Consider the following 20,152-nt stretch of genomic DNA (forward strand, 5'->3'; position numbering starts at 1 on the left):
TGTTTAGAAACCTAATTTTAATGAGACAGTAAATTGACGTGGAACAGGGAGGGATACACCACCTGAAGTATAGAATTCAGGATCTTGTCCGTTTAAGCGTTTATCAGAATATAATAAGCCTAAGTTATTCCCTACAACACTAACTGATGCGTTGTTTGCGCCAATTTTTCCAGAAATAAGCTTTGGAAGGTTATAGCTTAACATAATTTGTTTAATGCGAATGAAACCTCCGTCAGCAACTCTTACATCAGAATAATTGTAAACATTGTAAGGATAGTCCGAGCCCAGATTACTTTGTACAAATCTATCAGCTATAGCCGGAATGTTGGTTTTAAGTTCATCTCCCGGTTGCATCCATCTGCCAACAAAATCGTTTGACATAGATGAAAGATCATTATAGCTTGCAGAGAAGGCAGGATTTAATCTGATTTTATTACCTGCACTGAAGGTTAATAAAGTGCTTAAAGAAAAGCTTTTGTATGAAAAGGAATTAAAAAAACCACCATTCATCAAAGGATCTGTAGGCCCTTCATATTTCAGATGACCAATATTATCATCTTGTAGATAAACATTAGTTACATTTCGTTCACCATTTACTCCAACGAAAGTAGGAATACCTGTTTGTGGATTTAGACCATCAAATTGAACAGAGAATAATCCTCTTTGTGGATATCCTTGTAATGCATCTCCTCCTGGAGATATTAAACTCCATACTAATGGAACACTCTCTAATTTGGTTATTTTACCTTTATGGTAACCAAAATTTAACTGGGTACGCCATTTTAGACCAGCTCCATTTAAAATCTGAGCTGCGGTTGTTACCTCAATACCTTTAGATTTCATATCGGCATAGTTGGCATATTTTATATACTGTCCACCAATACCTGAAGTTCTTACCGCACCAATCAGGTCATAACCATTTCTTTTGTATAGGTCTACAGTAAGACTTAAACGGTCTTTTAAGAAGCCCAGATCAAATCCAATATTGGTTTCTAATTGTTTTTCCCAGGTAAGCTCTGAGTTTTTAAGACCGCCAATTACTAACGCAGTTTCAATATCTCTTAAAAATGGTCTTTTTGTACTTTGGTTATTTAGGATCAAACTTGCATTTGTTGCAGGCCCCATACTGGCGGTTAAACCGTATGTACCTCTTAAAGTCGCTCTGCTTAATATATCTTGTTTGTCGAAGAATTCTTCATTGTCAATATTCCAGGCACCACTGATGTTCCATGTTGGTAACCATCTTGCTGTAGATGTACCTCCCAGTAAGTTAGAACCATCATATCTCATTGTACCGTTTACACTGTATTTGCCTTTATAAGCATAGGCCACTCTACCTAAATAAGAAAGGTATCTTTCTTTTAGGGTATTCATATTGTAATAGAAAAAGTTACTTTCTACACTTTTCTTAAAATAGTCAGGATCGATAAAAGGTACCCCACCGCGGTCGTATTGATAACCTACTCCATCAAAAGTACGGCGCTGTCTGTCTGTAAAGCGCATTTCGGTTGATAAGAATGCGTTGAACAAATGGTCATGATTATATTCTTTATTCCATTCAAGTGAGTTTCTCATGTAATAGTTTTCCATATTGTCACTATTTACATTGTAAAAACCACCTGCTGGTAAAATTACTCTCGGTAAAGCATTCGGGTTATCCGGATCCTTATAAAGGAACTTATTATTAGCGATTACATATGAATCACCAGCTGCTCTATAAGCCATCGGCATATTCGAATTGTCATTGATTCTATGCTCATTATCACTTTTTACATAACGATAGGCAGCATCAAATGAATATTTCAGTCCATTAATGATCTTATACTTTAAACCACCTTGAAGTTTAAAATCCAACATTTTAAGCTGCATGGTATTATTTTCAAGCTCATGAAGTATGTTAAAAGGGGCGAAGTTCTGTACAAAGAATTCTTTATTTCCCTGTTCATCAAATGCTGTAAGTGTACGACTGGTATTTAGCGCATAAGTAAAAGGATTAATATCAAATTCTCTGGTAAAGGTACCAGTTGAAGGACTGCTTCTTCTTCCAAGAGAACCTGGTGTAAACTGATTACGAATTGATCCTTGGGTAATTACCTCAATAGTTAGTTTACTGGATAAGTCAAAAGTACCTCTTACGTTTCCGGTAAATCTATCCACACTGTTTCCTACAGTCCATCCATTATCTCCTAAGTAACTTGTAGATATATAAAATTTTGATTTGTCTGTACCACTGGTAACACTTAATGCATGTTCTTGCATAAATGAATTTTTAAATAAGAGGTCAAACCAATCTGTATTTGCATTGGCATATCTCTTTAAAAACTCTTTTCTACTTGGAGCATCATTTCTTAGATTGAACTCATCTGTGGCTGCATCATATTGATACATTTTATTATACATCTTATAAAAAACGCCACCACTTGCACCTCTAGAAACCTCTGAATGGTTTAACCAACCTTTGTTCATCATTTCTGCATATACAGACATCTGGTTTGCAGAATTCATAATGTCATATTGATTATAAGACGGTTTCAGGTAAGTAGTGAAGTTACCTGTATAGGATAATACTGGCTTACCGTCTGTTTTTTTACCTTTTTTAGTGGTAACAACAATTACCCCATTCATAGCACGTGCACCATACATAGCTGTTGCTGATGCATCTTTTAATATTTCGAAACTTTCAATATCATCCGGATTTAATCCCGCTACAGAAGAACCAACTAATGTACTCGGATCACCGGTAGAAAGTTGTTCATTGGAAATATTCACCACATCTTCCAATATAATACCATCAACTACCCATAGCGGTTTATTTTCACCATTGATAGAGGTTGCCCCCCTAACTCTGATTTTTGGAGCAGCACCAAAAGTTCCTGAAACATTTTGTACAGAAACACCGGCAACCTGACCTTCAAGCATACGACTTACATCGGGAACACCTGCACGTTCTGCATCTGAAGCTTTGATTTTTGAGGAAGCTCCAGTGAATAATCGTTTATTCAGGTCTTGGTAACCTGTCATTACAATGTTTACCTCGTTAAGATCGCTGGTTTGCAAAGTCATGCGGATTACTTTTAAATCTCTTGCAGCTTTGATTTCCTTAACTTGAAAACCAATGTAGCTGACAACTAGTATGGCGTTTTCATCAACATTAGTTAATACGAAATCTCCGTCCGCATTTGTTTTTGTTACTTGTGATGAGCCTTTTACTGCAATTGTAGCACCTGCTAAACCTTCGTTGTTTTCATTTACTACTTTACCTTTTACATCAATAGTTGATAAACTGTTGATTACACGGTCGATTAAAGTTGTTTCTTTTTCTTTGATTACAACTGTTTTTTTGTCAATCGTATAGTTTAGATTTTTTCCTTTTAACAATTCATCCATCACTTTATCAAGTGGGGTGTTGTTAAATTTTACATCTACACGTTCCGTACTTTTAACTTTCTTTGAAATCAACAATACATCATAACCAGTTTGTTTTCTGATTTCTCTGAATACCTCATCAAAGGAGCTATTGTTTTTTGTCATGGTTAGCTTCTGTGCAAATGAAGCCGCGCTAACCTGGAGCAGTGTGGTAATTAATAGAAAAGCTGTTAGCCTCATAATTAATAGTGATTTGTGTATGCAGCGCGATTGCCTGCATAAAATTTTGGTATAAATTTTATACATTTTTAATCTGTTAATTCTTAATGATTTTTTGTGGGTGGTTGGTGTTTTGGTTTCTATTCTGGTATTATCTATTTTACTTTTTCAATACGATGATTTTGTTTCCTTCTATTTCAAACTCTACTGCCTCTGTAAGCTCTAAAAGGTTTAATACATCTGCTATATTGCTGAAACGGCTCAATGAACCGTAAACATTTTTATTTTTAATGCTTTGGTCTTTGTATTCAATTTTGACGTTATACCAGCGGGCTATTTTATTCATAGCTTGTTCTAGTGTTTCATTGTTGAATCTGAAGTAACCATTTTTCCAGGCTATTGCATCTTCAGCTTTCACTTGATCGATATAAATTCTATTGGCTTTTATGTAGGCTTGTTCTCCTGGCTTAATGATTGTTCCTGTTTCATTTTTATTTGATGAAAAACCAATCTGCACAGATCCTTCTAATAGCGTTGTTTTAGTATTTCCGTCGTCTTTATATGAATTCACATTGAAATGGGTACCTAAGACTTTTATTTCCTGATCTGCTGTACGAACTATAAAAGGATGGGAGCTATCTTTAGCTACCTCAAAGTAAGCTTCTCCACTTAGTTCCACTTTACGCTCATTAAGTGTGGCAAATGAAGCTGGATAGCTGATGGAAGAAGCCGCATTAAGATATACTACTGTATGATCGGGTAGGGTAATGCTATAAGTTTCGCCATTAGCGGTGGAGAGTGTATTTATTTTATCTTTTGCTGAAGCTATAGCCTTATTCTCATAAAGAATCTGTCCATCTTTAGTTTTGGTAATTCTAACTCCTGCTTCATTTGCTAATTCTCCTTTGGTAGCGGCATCTAATCTGATTTTGCGACCATCTGCCAAAGTAAGTACAGCTCCATTACCGCCAGGTTTTATATTTTTCAGATAAGCACTTTCTCTAGCTTTATTAGCTTGTTTTTCAGTGTAATAGAATAAGCTTAGGCCAACAACTAATGCAAATGATGCTGCAACAGCTATACGCGGCCAAATTTTAATATTGCGAGATTTTGGAATATGAAGATTCGCCTCTGTTGTAATATTTTTAAATATGCGTTCGGCTAAGGCATCCTGACTCTGATCAGAAATTACAGTTTGTTCCAGATTGTCGTAAGTAGCATACCAATCGTTAAACTCCTCCATTTCCTGTTCGGAAATAGTTCCTTTAACGATTTTATCGGAAAGCATATTTATTTTATGTTCGTCCATTTTTAGGGCAGTTTAGAACATAGTCCCACGAGTAGTGCTATACCCTACCTTTTATTTTAATAATTTTTTATTTTTTTTAACTTATGTTCCGGACAAGGCAAATTTCAATTGAGGAATAGTATAAATATCAGGGATAGACCCAGTTTGGTTCTTAAAACTTTTAAAGCTTGTGTTACATGTTTTTCAACTGCTTTTTCAGAGATGCCTAACTCAGCGGCAATCTTTTTATTGGTATAATTCTCATCTCTGCTCATGTTAAAAACCAATTTACATTTAGGCGGTAGGGTGTCTATAATTTTACCCAGGCGGTTCTGGAGTTCTTCTAAATCATATTGGTTCCAGTCGTAATGTTGACTTTGAAAATTTTCTAATTCAGCTTCAGTCCCAAGTTGTTGTTCAATGATTGATCTTCTAAAACGTTTAGATCTTCTTTTAATCACCTGAAATTTTATAGCAATAGCAAGGTAATTTTCAAAATTTACTTTTAGCTGAAAGGATTCTCTGTTTTTCCAAAGATTTAAAAAGATATCCTGTACAGCTTCTTCAGCTTCAGCGGGATCATTTAACCTTTTTGAGGCAACGAAATAAAGCTTGCTCCAAAAGCGGTCATAGATAATTTTAAACACGGTTTCATTACCATCCCTTAAAAGGTCTGCCAGTTCCTGATCAGAAAGTGTAACATAGCTTGCCATTTTTTATCCCTGAGCTGCAAGTTTACAGAAATTTAATAGTTTTTTAAAACGAGGATCAATCTTATACTCAACATTTTGTTATATTCTACATCCAAACTATTTAAGTGATCTCATGTTTTAATTGATAGCATATTTTGTAGTCTTTATATTCTCAAATTTGTTCAATTATGACCGATCTTGCCAGGCGTTTCAGTAATAATCCGATTTTAATGCCAAAGGATTTAAAATCAAGCAGTTCTGAACTTCAGGTTATCAGTTTATTAAATCCTGGTGTGTTCCGATATAATGGGAAAATCTGGTTGTTGGTACGTGTCGCAGAGAGTATTGTGCAAAAAGAGGGAGTGATCTTTTTTCCAGTATTAAATGACCAGGGAAAAATGGAAATCATTGAAGTTCCGTTAAATGACCCGGAACTGATAGCGAATGATGCAAGAATAGTGAATTATAAAGGTTTAGACTATCTAACGACTATATCTCATTTACGCCTCTTGTGTAGTGATGATGGTATTCATTTCTTTCAACCAGATTTTCCTGCTTCTATTTTTGGGGAAGGTGATCTGGAAAGGTATGGGGTAGAAGATTGTAGAGTGAGTCAGATTGGGAATGATTATTACCTGACTTATACAGCTGTTTCTGAAAGTGGGGTAGGTGTAGGACTTAGAATAACAAAAGACTGGCTGCACTTTGATAGGAAAGGTATGATCTTCCCACCTCATAATAAAGACGTGGCAATATTTGAGGAGCAGGTAAATGGTAAATTTTATGCTTTGCACAGACCTAGCAGTAAGGAAATTGGTGGTAATTACATATGGCTTTCCGAGTCTCCTGATGGCGTGTACTGGGGAAATCATAAATGTATCATAAAATCAAGGCCAGGGTTATGGGATAGTGCAAGGGTAGGTGCCGGTGCTGCTCCTATAAAGACAACAAAGGGTTGGCTGGAAATTTATCATGGTGCCAATATGGAGCATCAGTATTGCCTGGGTGCTTTTTTAATGGATATTAATGACCCTTCAGTTGTAATAGCTAGGACAACTGAGCCAATTATGGTGCCTACAGCTCATTATGAACTAAGCGGGTTCTTTGGTTATGTAGTTTTTACGAATGGACATGTAGTTGACGGTGATCAGTTAACCATTTATTATGGTGCAGCAGATGAGTTTGTGTGTGGTGCTTATTTTTCCATTGCTGAAATACTTTCCTTAATGGATATATCAACTGATACCTAATGAAATATTAACCAGAAAAAAGTATAATTTTACCCCATGATCAGATTAAACAACGAAACACCATCAGAAGTATTGCAGGAAGTTAAAAAAGGAGATTTGGTAACGGATACCTTTAGTAAAACTGGCCTGGTAGAGAGCGTGGAGACTTCCGATGATGGGCTATACAAGATTTATACTTTTAATCTGGTTACTGGACGTACGATTGTCATTAAGAGATAAGTACTATACTATCCATTTATCACAGCTTAATAAGAATCTACTGTCAGCATCTGCACCTAATCCTGGCGTATCTGGTACATCAACAAAAAAACCATTATAGGTTACTCCTCCTGTAACGGGATCAATCAGGTGGCCTATTAAGCAGCTATCAAGATCATAAAATACAACATTAGGACTAGCCAGCGCAAAATGAAGTTTGGCACTAATGGCTATTCTACTTTCCAGCATTCCACCAATCATGCATTTTACACCAGTCTGCAAAGCAACCTCGTGAATTTTTTGTGCTTCTAAAATACCACCCGACTTAGAGAATTTAATATTAAGGTACTCACATGATTTGCTGTTAATCAACTTCCTGGCATCATGATGATTGTAACAGCTTTCATCAGCCATTATTTTGATTGGCGAGTTTAAACTAAGTTCCGGTAAGAGATCATCATACCAGGTACGCATAGGCTGTTCACAAAACTCAATATTAAAAGGCTCCATTGCACCTAAAGCAAATAAAGCATCATCAAAACTCCATCCCTGATTAGCGTCTAGTCGCAACTTAATATCCTCACCAACCGCAGCCCTGATCTGTTTTACACGTTCAATATCATCATGAATATTTTTACCTAATTTAATTTTGATAATTCTACAGCCTTGTCCCTTGTATTTCATGGCGTATTGAGCCATGGTTTCAGGACTGCCTATACCAATGGTCATATCAGTTTCAACCGTACGTTTATGCCCGCCTAGAAACTGATACAAGGGCAGTCCAGCATGTTTTGCCGCAATATCAAACAATGCCATATCAAAAGCGCTTTTAATAGTGTTGTTATTAGCCGCATAACCCATTAAGTCGTTCATCCGTTCAGGAATATCCAGTGGATCTTTATCTATAAGAATCTTTGCAAAATCCTTAGCCATTGCTAAACATGTTTCCTGAGTTTCACCAACAATCATCGGAAAAGCAGAACATTCTCCAACACCATAAATGCCAGTATCGGTATAAATTCTAACCAATACATTTTGAGCAAAATGCATGGTTCCGGTTGCAATTACAAAAGGTTCAGTTGGTATACTAAAGCGGTAAATTTCGGTATGGGTTATCTTCATTTTTGATAATGGTTTAACATAAAAGTACAACATAAATTTTATCTTTATAATATGAATAAAGAATCCAATAGCTTAATTAAAGCCTCTTCACCATATTTATTGCAACATGCTTATAATCCTGTAAATTGGTTTGAATGGGGACCTGAAGCTTTGCAGAAAGCTAAGGATGAAAATAAATTGATATTGGTAAGTATAGGCTATTCTGCTTGTCACTGGTGCCACGTGATGGAAAGGGAGAGTTTTGAAAACCATGAGGTTGCAGAAGTAATGAACCAGCATTATGTTTGTATTAAGGTGGATAGGGAGGAAAGACCTGATATAGATCAGATTTATATGCTGGCTATACAACTGATGACGGGTAGTGGAGGTTGGCCCTTAAACTGTATTTGTTTACCAGATCAGCGCCCAATATATGGCGGTACTTATTTTAAAAAGACTGATTGGATAAATGTGTTGTTAAGTGTTGCCGATATGTGGAAGAATGAGCCGGATAAAGCGATACAATATGCAGACCGTTTAACCGAAGGCATACATCAGGCAGAGAAGATTATTCCTAATATAAAGGTTGATGAATATACTAAAGCTCATTTAACTGAAATTATTGAACCCTGGAAACGTTATTTCGATATGGGAGAAGGGGGATATAATCGTGCACCTAAATTTCCATTACCCAATAACTGGCAATTTATGTTGCGTTATAGTCACCTGATGGAGGATGATGGTACCCATGTTTCAGCTTTGTTAACGTTAGAGAAAATGGCTATGGGGGGAATTTACGATCATGTAGGTGGTGGCTTTGCCCGCTATTCTGTGGATGGTAACTGGCATGTCCCTCATTTTGAAAAAATGTTATATGACAACGGACAATTGATCAGTTTATATGCGGAGGCCTATCAATATTCAAAATCAGAATTGTTTAAAGATATTGCTGAAGAAACAATTGTTTGGCTGGAACGGGAAATGACATCAGCAGAGGGTTTGTTTTATTCGGCACTTGATGCTGATAGCGAAGGTGTAGAAGGAAAGTTTTATGTTTGGGATAAGTCAGAGTTTGATGCTGTAGTTGGAGAAGATGCTGTTTTACTTGCTGATTATTTCAATGTTATTGAGGAGGGAAATTGGGAAGAAGAACAAACGAATATTCTGCTTAGGAAGTTTGATGAACAAGAATATGCGGATGTTAAAGGGCTTACCATTATGGCACTGCAACAGAAAATAAAAGCAGCAAAGCAGAAGTTATTGAATGAACGTAGTAAAAGGGTACGACCTGGTCTGGATGATAAATGTTTAACCGCCTGGAATGCCATGGCAATAAAAGGCCTGGCAGAAAGTGCTGGGATATTCGATCATATACATTACTATGACTTAGCTAAAAGAGCAGCAGTATTTATTCTGAAAAATTTAAAGACCTCAGACGGTGGTTTATACCGGAACTTTAAAAATAATAAGGCTACTATCCCTGGTTTCTTAGATGATTATGCTTTCTTTATTGAGGCCCTTATCGCATTATACCAATATGATTTTGATGAAAAATGGCTCGAAGAAGCAAGGAGTCTTACTGACTATGTGTTAATGAACTTTGAAGACGGAGCAAGTCCTATGTTGTTTTATACTGCAGCAAATGGAGAAGCTTTAATTGCACGTAAGCATGAAATTATGGATAATGTGATCCCAGCTTCTAATTCTACAATGGCTCAAAATCTTCATAAATTAGGATTACTGTTTGACGATGATAAATACATTCTGAAAGCAGAAGGGATGTTGGCTGCCGTATTACCACAAATTAAAACCTATGGTTCTGCTTATTCAAATTGGGCAATCCAGATGTTGGAATCTGTGTTTGGTATAAATGAAATTGCGCTTACGGGAAATGATCTTGAAAGAGTAAAATGGTCGCTTAACAAACATTACATTCCTAATAAAGTTACATTGGGAGGAACAAATTCCGGACTTCCTTTGTTAAAAGATAAGCAAAGCATTGAAACAAAAATCTATATTTGCCGAAATAAAGTGTGCCAGTTGCCGGTTGCAACCGTTGATGAAGCATTAAAATTAATAACTAAATAACATTCTAATGAGTATTAAGCCCAATACAGTGGTATCATTAACGTATGAATTGCATACGACTAATGAAGAAGGACAACAGGTTTTTGTAGAAAAAACAGAGAAGGAAAATCCACTCGTTTTTTTATATGGTACAGGAATGATGTTGCCAAAGTTTGAAGAACATCTTGCTGGCTTAAATGTTGGTGATGCTTATAGTTTTGAACTTTCTGCAGCTGATGGCTACGGAGAAATCGATCCAGGAGCATTTGCTGACCTGCCTAAAGAAATGTTTAAGGATGTTGAATTGCCAGCTGTTGGTGATGTGATTCCTTTGCAGGATAATCAAGGTAACCACTTCAGAGCAGGCGTTACTGCTATTCATGAAGATGTGGTTAACGTTAATTTAAATCACCCTATGGCTGGAAAAGACCTGATTTTCGCAGGTGAAATCTTAGCTGTACGTGAAGCTACACAAGAAGAATTGGCTCATGGTCATGCGCATGGCGCTGATGGCCATTCAGGTCACTAAATAGCATTACATTTATTGCAAATGCCGTAAGCAATAGAGCTTACGGTTTTTGCGGTAAATCCTTCAGGCATCTTAATACGTGGTGCCTCAACCTCCAGACAATATATCTTAAAACAGTTGGTACAGTTAAAATGTACATGTTCATCATGATGATGATCTTCGGTACAGGATGAAGAGCAAATCGCATAATTTGCAGTTCCATGCATATCCATAATCCTATGAAGGATTCCTTTTTCCTCATAAGTGTTTAAAATCCTGTAAAGCGTTACTCTATCAATTTCTTTACCTAGTTTTTTTTCCAGATTAGGCTGTGATATAGCAGCAGTATCTAAAGCTATTTCCTCTAAAACACGTACCCGTTGTTTGGTGTGTTTTAAATCGTGCTCCTTTAAAAGATGTATAGGATCAATCTTCATGATTATATTATTTTAGCTGCAACCAGCGCAATAGGAGGGTTGTCCATTGCATTACCTCCATTTAATTTCAAAACGCCTTTTACGGTTACTGTTTTATAAGTGAATTTAATGGGTTCAGCCATTTCAACAAGTACCATGATTGGTACACCATTTTTTCCGCAATAAAAACATTGATTAATCGGCAAAGTAGACAGCATAAACTTGGTCTGTTTCATGCCATCTTTAATAGGCACAATATATCCTTCAAGTTCAAACTGTTTGTTGGCATGTTTTTTAATTTCTGGCGTGAAAATGGCTTGCATTTCAGTGTCTTTAACAATTTTAAAGTCTACACCTCCAACAATATCCCAGTTTCCAGACATGATCTGATCATCAGGATTGTGTTGTGCTTTCACCGCAAAGCCTGTAAACAATAAAACTATTAATGCTATTTTCTTTATCATCATGTTGTGTATTAGCTCTTTATTAATTTTTAGACAGTATTTTTGAAATGTTCGACCGATATGCCTGCACAGCAGGGATTATAGCTGCAAATATACCAATCGCCAAGCCTGCAACAAATAGGTATAACTCATCATAAAGTAAAACAAACCCACTAAGCTGTGCCTGTCCACTTTCTTGATTGCTGCCAATGAATTCCAATACTATGTGGCCTAAAACTATGCCAATCACTGTACCCGCTAAGGTAAGCATGATGCCTTCTGAAATAACAATTACGAATAGCTTTGTCCTGGAAGCACCCAAAGTACGCATGATGGCAAGATCGTAGCTTCTTTCCTTTAACGAGTTATAAAGGTTGACAAATACGCTTATTGCTGCAATTAGCATAATAAGAATGGCAAACCATTGAAGTGTATCTACACCGACGCCTATTAACGAAAATAAACGAGTGCTTTCCTGAGCAGGTGAAGCTGCTTGCATATTTGTAGTTTCATTCACCATTCTTGGGAACATAGCAACAGACATTGGAGATCTATATTGAATCAATAAAGAAGTCAATTCTCTTGACTCATCAGCTTTTTCATTTTCTTCATGGCTGTGTTCTTCTCCGTCAGGATGATGATGTACTTCGCCTGGGGGATGATGATGTCCTTCATGGCTATCGTGATCGTGGTCATCATGTTCATCGTGCATTTTCCATACACTTTTTATATTGGTAAGTATCAGATTGTCAGCGACGTTTCCCTGATGTTCAAGAATCCCTGAAACAGTATATTGGTGTTCTTTGTGCACATCTGAACTACCTGATAATCCATGCGCCCCATAAAAGGTATCACCAATTTTAAGCCCTTGTTGACTTGCTACAGTAGCCCCTATAGTCGCCTCGAAATCTTTTTCCCAGAATTTTCCTTGTGCAGTCTTTAGTTTATACAAGCTTACAAAATTACTATCCGTTCCTACAATTCTAATACCCTCGTAATTGTCACCTAATGCAAGTGGCACTGCACGTTTTACAAAAGGGCTTCGGGCAAGTTCCATTGCTTCTTTTAATGGGATATTACCTGTCGGAAAGTCTATATAATAAATACTGCTTAAAACCAATTGTAAAGGACTTCCTTTAGCACCAACAACTAGGTCGATATCTTTAGAGTTATTGTCAAGTTTCTCTCCGATTTGTCTTGATGCCAGTAAAAGAATCGTTAATATACCTGTTCCGAAAGCAATTAGCATGATGTTTAATGCTGCTGATAGTGGTTTAGACCACAAGCTTTTCCAGCTTATTTTAAATGGACTCATGTTAATTCGTAGGTGTTTATAAATGCATCTTTAACTCTTTTATCGTGTGTGGCAACTACAAGTGTGGCATGATTAAGGCCTGATTGCTCCATTAACAACGATAACACCGCAGTAGCATTCTTATCATCCAAACTAGATGTAGGCTCATCTGCAATCAGTAAGGCAGGCTTGTTAATCACAGCTCTTGCTATAGATACCCTTTGCAATTGCCCCTGACTAAGCTCGTTTGGGTAAGATCTTTTTTTATCGGCAATGCTTAACGATGCCAGCACTTCGTTTACTCTGTTTAGATCGGTCGGCAGGCCAGCTAAACTTTGAGCCAGAACTAAATTTTCAGCTATACTCAGACTTTTAATCAAATGTGGACGCTGGAAAATAATGCCAATATTTCTGCCTCTAAACTGATCTAGCTCTTTAGATGATAGATTATAAATAGAGGTATTATTGATAAGTACTTCACCTTCTTTAGGCTGTAATATGCCTGTTAATATATGTAGTAAAGTAGTTTTTCCGCTGCCAGATTCGCCAAGTAACAACCATTGGTCTCCATTGGCAATCTGCCAGTCTTTAAAAGAAATACGATGTCCACCAGAATAATCGTGTGAAACGGATTTTAATGATATCATAATTGCTATTTCTTTAAATGATTTTTCAAATATTTCAAATAAAGCTGCTTTCCATCTACTTTTCCGTGCTGACAACCTGGGTTGATCATGCTTACGAAAATCATTAATGTACCGAATATTAGTTTCTTGTTCATATCATGTGTGCGTTGTACAAAAATAGTATATGCAATTTAATTGCATATACTATTCATGTAAAGTAATTGCTACGGCTATTGCTGTTACTTCGTTTTATGATGATTACAGCTACGACTGTATTTCCAGTTCAAGTAGTGTGCCGCAGCGATGGTAAAGCCGCTAATAGGAATCAAAACAGCCTCAAGACTATGAAATGCATAATGACCTATAGCGATAAAACCAAAGCCGGTTACCAATACCATTATTGGAAGAACTTTTTCGTGTTTAGGAAAAGAGGTCGATAATGAGCATATTCCTATAACGAGTGATAAACAGATCATACTCAACTCAACCCAGCTATGAGCAAGAAACTCCAAACCCCAGAGTGGTAATGTAGTGATGATAAACGGAAGTGCTGCGCAGTGTATTGCACATGCTACAGAGGCAGTAATTCCCAATTGGTCTAGCGATACTGATTTAATAGAAGGCTTCATATAATTTATTGTTTTTTTCTTTTTACAAATAAAAGCAATTTAGTTGCATTTGCAATTAAAAATAAAATATATTTGCAACTTAATTGCATTTGTAGAATGAGAAAGCTTTTAGCATTGTCCACTTTTTTAATTTATAGCTATGGTTCTTTTGCCCAGGAACCGGATAGCCTGGGCTCCAGATATAAGAGAGCAAAACAAGCTGAGACTTTAAAAGAGGTAAAGATTTTGATCAGAAAAGCCCCCTCAGGCAAAACCCATGTTTCCTCTACGCTATCTGGTAAGCAATTGGATGAAGTTAGAGGTAGCAGCCTGGGAGAGAGTATAAAAGAAATTCCAGGGGTAGCCTTACTGCAAACAGGTGGTACTATTTCCAAACCCGTTATTCATGGATTGCATAGCAGCCGCATTGTACTCTTGAATAATGGGGTTAGGTTGGAGGGGCAACAATGGGGTGCGGAACATGCACCAGAGCTTGATCCGTTTACAGCCCAAAGTATCCATGTAATTAAAGGGGCTGAATCTATAAGATATGGATCGGAAGCAATGGGGGGAGTAATTTTACTTGAACCTCCTTTATTTCCGGCTAGCAGGAATCTTGAAGGAGAGGTCAATTTAATGGGGGCGACAAATGGTAGAACCGGGGTAGCTTCAGTGATGTTGAATGGAAGAATTCTTAAAATACCCGCGCTGGCATGGAGGCTACAGAGCTCTATAAAAGGAGGCGGGAATATTCGTTCTGCTGATTATTATCTCGGAAATACAGGTGCTAAGGAATTAAATTATTCTGCTTCAGTTGAATATAGGGCTCGAAAAGCAAAGTATGAAGGTTATTATAGCCGATTTAGTACTGATCTTGGTATTCTTTATAGTGCTCATATTGGTACAATTGAGGATATAAATGCACGCATTGAAGCAGGAAGGCCATTTGAAGATTACGGGTTTAGCTATGCTATTTCTGCACCAAAACAAAAGGTTGTTCATGATTTAGTAAAGTTGAAAGTTGATTATTCGTTGAAGAATAACAATACATTTTCATTGATGTATGCGTTACAAAAAAACCATAGGCAGGAGTTTGATATTAGAAGGGGCGATAGGGAAGCTTTGCCAATTACAGATATGGTGCTGAGTGATCATAAACTGGAGGGTTATTACAAAAATCTAAATCACGCAAGGCTACAACATCATATTGGTTTTAATATTGGTTATCAGGTAAATAATAATGCGCCCGGAACGCTATCGGTTCCTTTTATTCCCAATTTTGATCGGCTTTCTGCTGCACTTTTTGCAATAGAGAAATTTGTAACGGATAATTATGAATTGGAATTTGGTCTCAGGTATGATTTTAGCATGTTTGATGCAGCAGGTTATAGGTATAAAACAAACGAGGGACCAACCTTTTACAAGGGGGGCAGAAGATTTCACAATTTGACCGGATCTGTTGGTGCACTATGGAAAATCAACGATTATTGGCAATTGAATGGCAATTTAGGGCTTGCCTGGAGAGCGCCTTCTGCTAATGAATTGTATAGTGACGGCTTACATCATGGTGCTGGATTGTATGAAATTGGTGATCCTAATCTTAAAATTGAACAAGGTTACAAATTCATCACCTCCTTAAAATATCAAACATCAAAATTTCAGATAAATATTGATCCTTATGTTCAATACATTGATCATTATATCTTTTCCAGGCCAGATGGTAGCTATTTACAAAGCAACAGGGGTATATTTCCTGTGTTTAAATACAAACAGAGCAATGCATTATTTGCAGGACTTGACCTTTCTGCTATCTGGACAATTGATCCGGCATTTAGTTATAGTGTAAATGGTAGTTTGTTAAAAGCTAAAGACCTGAGCAATAATAGCTATCTGCCTTATATACCTGCTGATCGAATCGGTCAGACATTGCGTTGGGAACTAGCGATGAATAAACAGATATCTTCATTGTATTTAGCTGCGGGACATAGTTTTACAGCACGTCAATACAGGTATACTCTTGAAAGTGATTACGCTGAACCCCCTTCGGCATACCATCTTTTTAATATTAAGGCAGGGGGAACCTACAACTGGGGACAACGTCAAGTGTCTTTTGGTATCACTGCTGAGAATCTTTTTAATACGCTTTATAAAGATTATATGAATCGTTTCAGGTATTACACTCACGACATGGGGCGTAATATCTCAATTCGATTAGGATATAAATTCTAAAATTATCTAATAACAAACCATAAATTAAAAACAATGAACAAATTACGTAATTACAGCTCAGTGATCTTATTTGCCTTTATCGCCTTAACCTTTAATGCCTGTAAAAAGGATCCTAAACCAGAGGTGCCAGAAGAAGAAATAGGAAAAACAGAATTGACATTTTTAGAAGTAGAGCGAGAAGTCCATGGTGATCATTACCACTACAATGCTATTTCGGAAGCTAAACCTTTAACTATCGCTTTTGACAATAAAGGCTTGCCGCCCGTTGGTACACATGCTCATCTTACTGAAGGAAAAACGTATAAGCTAAGCTTGAAATCCTACGATTTTGCGAATAGGGAAATGCAACAGGAATTTGTGGATAAACATGATATTCATCAGGCCTTTATCCTGGGGGCTCCTATAGGAACGCTTACTTATGTATATGCTGATAGAGATAAAGACAATAAAAAAGTAAATGTAGGAGTAACGGGCTACCTAACGATCGACAAGCATACAGAGAAAGGGTTTACATTTCGCTACGTTTTGCGTCACCTAAACGCTGGTGTAAAGGCTAATATTACTGCTGAAAACTGGAATGATGAAAACTTTGCAACTAAGTTTTCGGGAGCCAACGACCTGGATTTGAAATTTGAACTTCACCCAGTCGAAGAGGCTGGACACAACCATTAAGTATAAAAAGGGTGTTGTTTTTAAAACAACGCCCTTTTTATGCTCTATATAATGAATTCTATTCTATCCACCCAGCTCTGCACCCTGCTTGACGCAAAATTTACCTTCTCTGACAAGGCCTGAGGCGCTTTTTCCCTTCAGAAAAAGATGCCAGACTTGGAAGAGAATGGTTAATTTTGACCATTCATTTTTGCTCTTAACTCAGCAACTTCCGGACTAGAAATATAATCATCATAAGTCATCATTTTATCAATCGCACCTTTAGGTGTCAATTCGATAATACGAGTTGCCACTGATTCTGTTAACGCATGATCTCGGGATGTAAACAATGCTGTACCTCTAAAATCATTCAAACCATTATTTAAAGCAGTAATAGACTCCAAATCCAGGTGATTCGTTGGTTCATCAAATAACAAAAGGTTAGGATGTTTTAACATCATTTGCGAGAACATACAACGCATTTTCTCACCACCTGATAATACTTTTACATTTTTAAGAACCTCTTCACCAGAAAACAACATTCTACCCAGGAAGCTTCTTACAAACTGCTCATCCTGATCAGTACCAGAATATTCGCGTAACCAATCTACCAGATTTTCATCTTTATTCTCAAAATAGATAGAGTTATCATTTGGTATATCAGCAACATTGATAGTTACCCCAAATTTAAACTCGCCTGTATAGTTTTTTTCACGTCCGGTAAGAATGTTGTAAAAAGCAGTAGTCGCTAAACTGTTCTGAGCCAAAATTGCAATTTTGTCACCCTTATTTACCATGAAGCTCACGTTCTTAAACATCACTTCACCATTTAAGGTACATGACAAGTTCTCAACCTGTAAAATCTGGTCACCAGCTTCTCTACCCAAATTGTTAAACAAAATGGCAGGGTATTTACGACTTGATGCCTTAATTTCAGAAATATCAATTTTATCCAAAGCCTTTTTACGGGAAGTAGCTTGTTTTGATTTCGAAGCATTTGCACTAAAGCGCTGAATAAACTCTTGCAACTCTTTAACTTTCTCTTCGAGTTTTTTATTCTGATCACTGCGTTGTTTTAAAGCAAGCTGACTAGATTCATACCAGAAGGTGTAGTTGCCAGAATAAATACTCATTTTGCTAAAGTCGATGTCAACAATATGCGTACAAACAGCATCTAAAAAGTGTCTGTCGTGGGATACAACAAGAACAATATTTTGATAATCGGCAAGGAAGTTCTCTAACCACGCAATAGTATCGATATCCAAATCGTTGGTAGGCTCATCCAGCAAAAGGATATCAGGATTTCCAAATAATGCTTGTGCTAACAACACGCGAACCTTTTGGTTACCATCTAATTCTTTCAATTGTTTATAATGATGCTCCTCTTTAATACCAAGGTTACTTAGCATGGTAGCAGCATTACTTTCCATGTTCCAACCATCCATTTCAGCAAATCTGTTTTCCAGTTCGCCCGCACGCTCACCATCTTTATCAGAGAAATCTTCTTTTAAATAAATGGCATCTTTCTCTTTCATGATGTCATACAATTCTGAATGACCCATCATTACCGTTTCAATTACGCTGAATTCGTCGAATTCATAGTGATTTTGTTTTAAAACCGCCATACGTTCTCCGGGAGTGAAAGCAACACTACCTGTAGTCTGGTTCACTTCACCAGATAATATTTTTAAGAAAGTAGATTTACCCGCGCCGTTAGCCCCAATTACACCATAGCAGTTGCCATGAGTGAATTTTAAGTTCACATCTTCAAATAAAGTTCTTTTTCCGTAACGGAGTGATAAATTAGAAACTGAAATCATATTGCTGAAAAATAAGCCGCAAAGGTAATCATAATTTATAAAATGGTTTCAAGGGCTATTTATTAGTTTTGTTTTTTGAATCTACAATGATATAAAGAAAGAGGATTACAAATAAACAAGCTTAATATGGATAAAGATGAATTAATAGGACGGATAGATGTGCCGGTTAAAACCCATATGGTAGCCGATTGTACTGCACTTATTGAAAGTTATGAGCTGAATGTTGATGATCTGATTGAGATTAGTTTTCATAGAAAGAAAGAAATCGCTTTTAGGGCTGCATGGATGCTGGAATATATCGTTAAACACAAACCTTTACAGTTTTATCCACATGTAGCTGCATTTATATTGGCATTGCCCAAGCAAGAAAATCCATCTGCTATGCGACATTTTACAAAAATCATGGCTTTAATGACAGATCGCAGGTCAAATTTATTGTATACGGCTGCACTTTATACACTAGATATGAATCCTGTAATAGAGTTGTTTTTTACCAGACTTGTAGATCCTAATACGCTGGTCGCTTCAAAAGTACATTGTATGCAAACTTTAGCTAATCTTGCCCCTCAACATGATTGGATTAGAGAAGAGTTGGAAGAAACCGTCGACTATTTAACCGAAATAGAGAGCATTGCCTTCTTTGCAAGGGCTAAAATGGTAAAAAAGCAGATGAAAAAGTATTGTTAAGCCTATGAAAAGGAAGTAATATTAGTTAGACAAAAGTATTACAAGGCTTATACACTTCGGCTCAACATAAATTCTATTTTTGCAGCATAGACGCGCTCACTCAGAGAATTATGGAAGACGAAGTAACAATTTTAAGCAATATCATTAAACGGAGGAGGAGTGTTTTTCCGATTAGCTATACCGAACAGGAAGTTCCTGTTGATGTGATCAAGCAGATTCTTGAAAGTGCAAATTATGCACCTACACATAAGCTTACTGAACCCTGGCGTTTTATTGTATTCAGAAACGAAGGCAAGATAAAACTAGGTCAGGAGTTGGCCCGTTTGTATAAAGAAACTATGCCAGCTGAAAAGTTTCTTCAAAAAAAATACGATAGCATTATAGAAAAGGCAGAGCAGGCAAGTTGCATCATTACTCTAAATGTAAAATTGAATGGTGATAAGGTTCCAGAATGGGAAGAATTGGCTGCATTAGCATGTGCTGTTCAAAATATGTCGCTAACTGCCGAAGCACTTCATGTAGGAGCCTACTGGAGTTCACCAGGAATGATTGCGGATCTGAAAGATTATCTTAACTTAGGTGAAGCGGAAAAATGCTATGGTTTATTTTACATGGGTTACCATAATGAAGTGCCAAGAGCCGCTAAACGTACACCAATAGAAGAGAAAATTAAATGGGTAGAGTCGTAG

At 36.9% G+C, this 20,152-nt stretch carries 18 protein-coding genes; 8 read left to right on the forward strand and 10 right to left on the reverse strand.

What is annotated here, in order from left to right; genetic code table 11:
* Positions 1-3: 3 nt before the first annotated feature.
* From ABDJ41_RS11715 to ABDJ41_RS11725, 3 genes are all read right to left on the reverse strand, one after another.
* The gene (locus ABDJ41_RS11715; RefSeq protein WP_349786195.1) at positions 4-3,606 is read right to left on the reverse strand and encodes a SusC/RagA family TonB-linked outer membrane protein; all 3,603 of its coding nucleotides are present in this window, start codon (positions 3,604-3,606) and stop codon (positions 4-6) included.
* A 139-nt stretch (positions 3,607-3,745) separates the two neighbouring features.
* Positions 3,746-4,894, reverse strand: coding sequence for a FecR family protein (locus ABDJ41_RS11720; protein WP_349786196.1), 1,149 nt, complete (start codon positions 4,892-4,894; stop codon positions 3,746-3,748).
* A gap of 104 nt (positions 4,895-4,998) precedes the next feature.
* Complete coding sequence (locus tag ABDJ41_RS11725; RefSeq protein ID WP_349786197.1) at positions 4,999-5,586, reverse strand: RNA polymerase sigma-70 factor; 588 nt, start codon at positions 5,584-5,586, stop codon at positions 4,999-5,001.
* 167 nt (positions 5,587-5,753) lie between these two features.
* On the opposite strand from ABDJ41_RS11725, the gene ABDJ41_RS11730 reads away from it, so the two are divergent.
* Entirely contained in the window at positions 5,754-6,815 is a 1,062-nt protein-coding gene (locus ABDJ41_RS11730; RefSeq protein WP_349786199.1) for a glycoside hydrolase family 130 protein, read from the forward strand.
* A 36-nt stretch (positions 6,816-6,851) separates the two neighbouring features.
* Positions 6,852-7,034 (forward strand): hypothetical protein, encoded by a 183-nt coding sequence (locus ABDJ41_RS11735; protein WP_349786200.1) that lies wholly within the window; start codon positions 6,852-6,854, stop codon positions 7,032-7,034.
* Positions 7,035-7,037: 3 nt separating this feature from the next.
* Here ABDJ41_RS11735 and ABDJ41_RS11740 read toward each other — a convergent pair whose 3' ends face one another.
* Positions 7,038-8,135, reverse strand: coding sequence for a mandelate racemase/muconate lactonizing enzyme family protein (locus tag ABDJ41_RS11740; protein ID WP_349786201.1), 1,098 nt, complete (start codon positions 8,133-8,135; stop codon positions 7,038-7,040).
* 51 nt (positions 8,136-8,186) lie between these two features.
* Between ABDJ41_RS11740 and ABDJ41_RS11745 the strand changes: the two genes are divergently transcribed.
* Both ABDJ41_RS11745 and ABDJ41_RS11750 read left to right on the forward strand, forming a co-directional pair.
* Positions 8,187-10,202: a thioredoxin domain-containing protein gene (locus ABDJ41_RS11745; RefSeq protein ID WP_349786202.1), complete on the forward strand. Its 2,016-nt coding sequence runs from the start codon at positions 8,187-8,189 to the stop codon at positions 10,200-10,202.
* Positions 10,203-10,209: 7 nt separating this feature from the next.
* On the forward strand, positions 10,210-10,710 hold the full coding sequence (locus ABDJ41_RS11750) for an FKBP-type peptidyl-prolyl cis-trans isomerase (protein WP_349786203.1): 501 nt from the start codon (positions 10,210-10,212) through the stop codon (positions 10,708-10,710).
* Here the strand turns inward: ABDJ41_RS11750 and ABDJ41_RS11755 are convergent.
* The 5 genes from ABDJ41_RS11755 to ABDJ41_RS11775 all read right to left on the reverse strand — a co-directional run bounded on the left by ABDJ41_RS11755 (position 10,707) and on the right by ABDJ41_RS11775 (position 14,097).
* A complete protein-coding gene (locus ABDJ41_RS11755) occupies positions 10,707-11,126 on the reverse strand; it encodes a Fur family transcriptional regulator (protein ID WP_349786204.1) in 420 nt (139 codons plus the stop codon). The two genes, ABDJ41_RS11750 and ABDJ41_RS11755, sit on opposite strands and share 4 nt — an antisense overlap.
* 2 nt (positions 11,127-11,128) lie before the next feature.
* Entirely contained in the window at positions 11,129-11,572 is a 444-nt protein-coding gene (locus tag ABDJ41_RS11760; protein ID WP_349786205.1) for a hypothetical protein, read from the reverse strand.
* A gap of 19 nt (positions 11,573-11,591) precedes the next feature.
* On the reverse strand, positions 11,592-12,863 hold the full coding sequence (locus tag ABDJ41_RS11765; protein WP_349786206.1) for an ABC transporter permease: 1,272 nt from the start codon (positions 12,861-12,863) through the stop codon (positions 11,592-11,594).
* Positions 12,860-13,489, reverse strand: a complete 630-nt coding sequence (locus ABDJ41_RS11770; RefSeq protein WP_349786207.1) for an ABC transporter ATP-binding protein — start codon at positions 13,487-13,489, stop codon at positions 12,860-12,862. The genes ABDJ41_RS11765 and ABDJ41_RS11770 overlap by 4 nt, the downstream gene beginning before the upstream one ends.
* Positions 13,490-13,707: 218 nt before the next feature.
* Positions 13,708-14,097, reverse strand: coding sequence for a MerC domain-containing protein (locus ABDJ41_RS11775; protein WP_349786208.1), 390 nt, complete (start codon positions 14,095-14,097; stop codon positions 13,708-13,710).
* 96 nt (positions 14,098-14,193) lie between these two features.
* On the opposite strand from ABDJ41_RS11775, the gene ABDJ41_RS11780 reads away from it, so the two are divergent.
* Together ABDJ41_RS11780 and ABDJ41_RS11785 are read left to right on the forward strand one after the other, a co-directional pair.
* The gene (locus ABDJ41_RS11780; RefSeq protein ID WP_349786209.1) at positions 14,194-16,305 is read left to right on the forward strand and encodes a TonB-dependent receptor; all 2,112 of its coding nucleotides are present in this window, start codon (positions 14,194-14,196) and stop codon (positions 16,303-16,305) included.
* 33 nt (positions 16,306-16,338) lie between these two features.
* Positions 16,339-16,977, forward strand: coding sequence for a hypothetical protein (locus ABDJ41_RS11785; protein ID WP_349786210.1), 639 nt, complete (start codon positions 16,339-16,341; stop codon positions 16,975-16,977).
* 170 nt (positions 16,978-17,147) lie between these two features.
* Here the strand turns inward: ABDJ41_RS11785 and ABDJ41_RS11790 are convergent, their stop codons facing one another.
* Complete coding sequence (locus tag ABDJ41_RS11790) at positions 17,148-18,776, reverse strand: ABC-F family ATP-binding cassette domain-containing protein (protein WP_349786211.1); 1,629 nt, start codon at positions 18,774-18,776, stop codon at positions 17,148-17,150.
* Positions 18,777-18,902: 126 nt separating this feature from the next.
* On the opposite strand from ABDJ41_RS11790, the gene ABDJ41_RS11795 reads away from it, so the two are divergent.
* Positions 18,903-19,463, forward strand: a complete 561-nt coding sequence (locus ABDJ41_RS11795) for a HEAT-like fold family protein (protein ID WP_349786212.1) — start codon at positions 18,903-18,905, stop codon at positions 19,461-19,463.
* 110 nt (positions 19,464-19,573) lie between these two features.
* The gene (locus tag ABDJ41_RS11800) at positions 19,574-20,152 is read left to right on the forward strand and encodes a nitroreductase family protein (protein WP_349786213.1); all 579 of its coding nucleotides are present in this window, start codon (positions 19,574-19,576) and stop codon (positions 20,150-20,152) included.

The organism is Pedobacter sp. ASV1-7 (genome assembly GCF_040203335.1).
GTDB lineage: Bacteria > Bacteroidota > Bacteroidia > Sphingobacteriales > Sphingobacteriaceae > Pedobacter.

Excerpts from the sequence above, each read along its gene's own strand:
- ABDJ41_RS11715 (WP_349786195.1), bottom strand. The coding sequence starts at position 3,606 with ATGAGGCTAACAGCTTTTCTATTAATTACCACACTGCTCCAGGTTAGC.
- ABDJ41_RS11770 (WP_349786207.1), bottom strand. The coding sequence starts at position 13,489 with ATGATATCATTAAAATCCGTTTCACACGATTATTCTGGTGGACATCGT.
- ABDJ41_RS11775 (WP_349786208.1), bottom strand. The coding sequence starts at position 14,097 with ATGAAGCCTTCTATTAAATCAGTATCGCTAGACCAATTGGGAATTACT.
- ABDJ41_RS11765 (WP_349786206.1), bottom strand. The coding sequence starts at position 12,863 with ATGAGTCCATTTAAAATAAGCTGGAAAAGCTTGTGGTCTAAACCACTA.
- ABDJ41_RS11740 (WP_349786201.1), bottom strand. The coding sequence starts at position 8,135 with ATGAAGATAACCCATACCGAAATTTACCGCTTTAGTATACCAACTGAA.
- ABDJ41_RS11800 (WP_349786213.1), top strand. The coding sequence starts at position 19,574 with ATGGAAGACGAAGTAACAATTTTAAGCAATATCATTAAACGGAGGAGG.
- ABDJ41_RS11720 (WP_349786196.1), bottom strand. The coding sequence starts at position 4,894 with ATGGACGAACATAAAATAAATATGCTTTCCGATAAAATCGTTAAAGGA.
- ABDJ41_RS11755 (WP_349786204.1), bottom strand. The coding sequence starts at position 11,126 with ATGAAGATTGATCCTATACATCTTTTAAAGGAGCACGATTTAAAACAC.
- ABDJ41_RS11730 (WP_349786199.1), top strand. The coding sequence starts at position 5,754 with ATGACCGATCTTGCCAGGCGTTTCAGTAATAATCCGATTTTAATGCCA.
- ABDJ41_RS11795 (WP_349786212.1), top strand. The coding sequence starts at position 18,903 with ATGGATAAAGATGAATTAATAGGACGGATAGATGTGCCGGTTAAAACC.
- ABDJ41_RS11780 (WP_349786209.1), top strand. The coding sequence starts at position 14,194 with ATGAGAAAGCTTTTAGCATTGTCCACTTTTTTAATTTATAGCTATGGT.
- ABDJ41_RS11735 (WP_349786200.1), top strand. The coding sequence starts at position 6,852 with ATGATCAGATTAAACAACGAAACACCATCAGAAGTATTGCAGGAAGTT.
- ABDJ41_RS11725 (WP_349786197.1), bottom strand. The coding sequence starts at position 5,586 with ATGGCAAGCTATGTTACACTTTCTGATCAGGAACTGGCAGACCTTTTA.
- ABDJ41_RS11760 (WP_349786205.1), bottom strand. The coding sequence starts at position 11,572 with ATGATGATAAAGAAAATAGCATTAATAGTTTTATTGTTTACAGGCTTT.
- ABDJ41_RS11750 (WP_349786203.1), top strand. The coding sequence starts at position 10,210 with ATGAGTATTAAGCCCAATACAGTGGTATCATTAACGTATGAATTGCAT.
- ABDJ41_RS11745 (WP_349786202.1), top strand. The coding sequence starts at position 8,187 with ATGAATAAAGAATCCAATAGCTTAATTAAAGCCTCTTCACCATATTTA.
- ABDJ41_RS11785 (WP_349786210.1), top strand. The coding sequence starts at position 16,339 with ATGAACAAATTACGTAATTACAGCTCAGTGATCTTATTTGCCTTTATC.
- ABDJ41_RS11790 (WP_349786211.1), bottom strand. The coding sequence starts at position 18,776 with ATGATTTCAGTTTCTAATTTATCACTCCGTTACGGAAAAAGAACTTTA.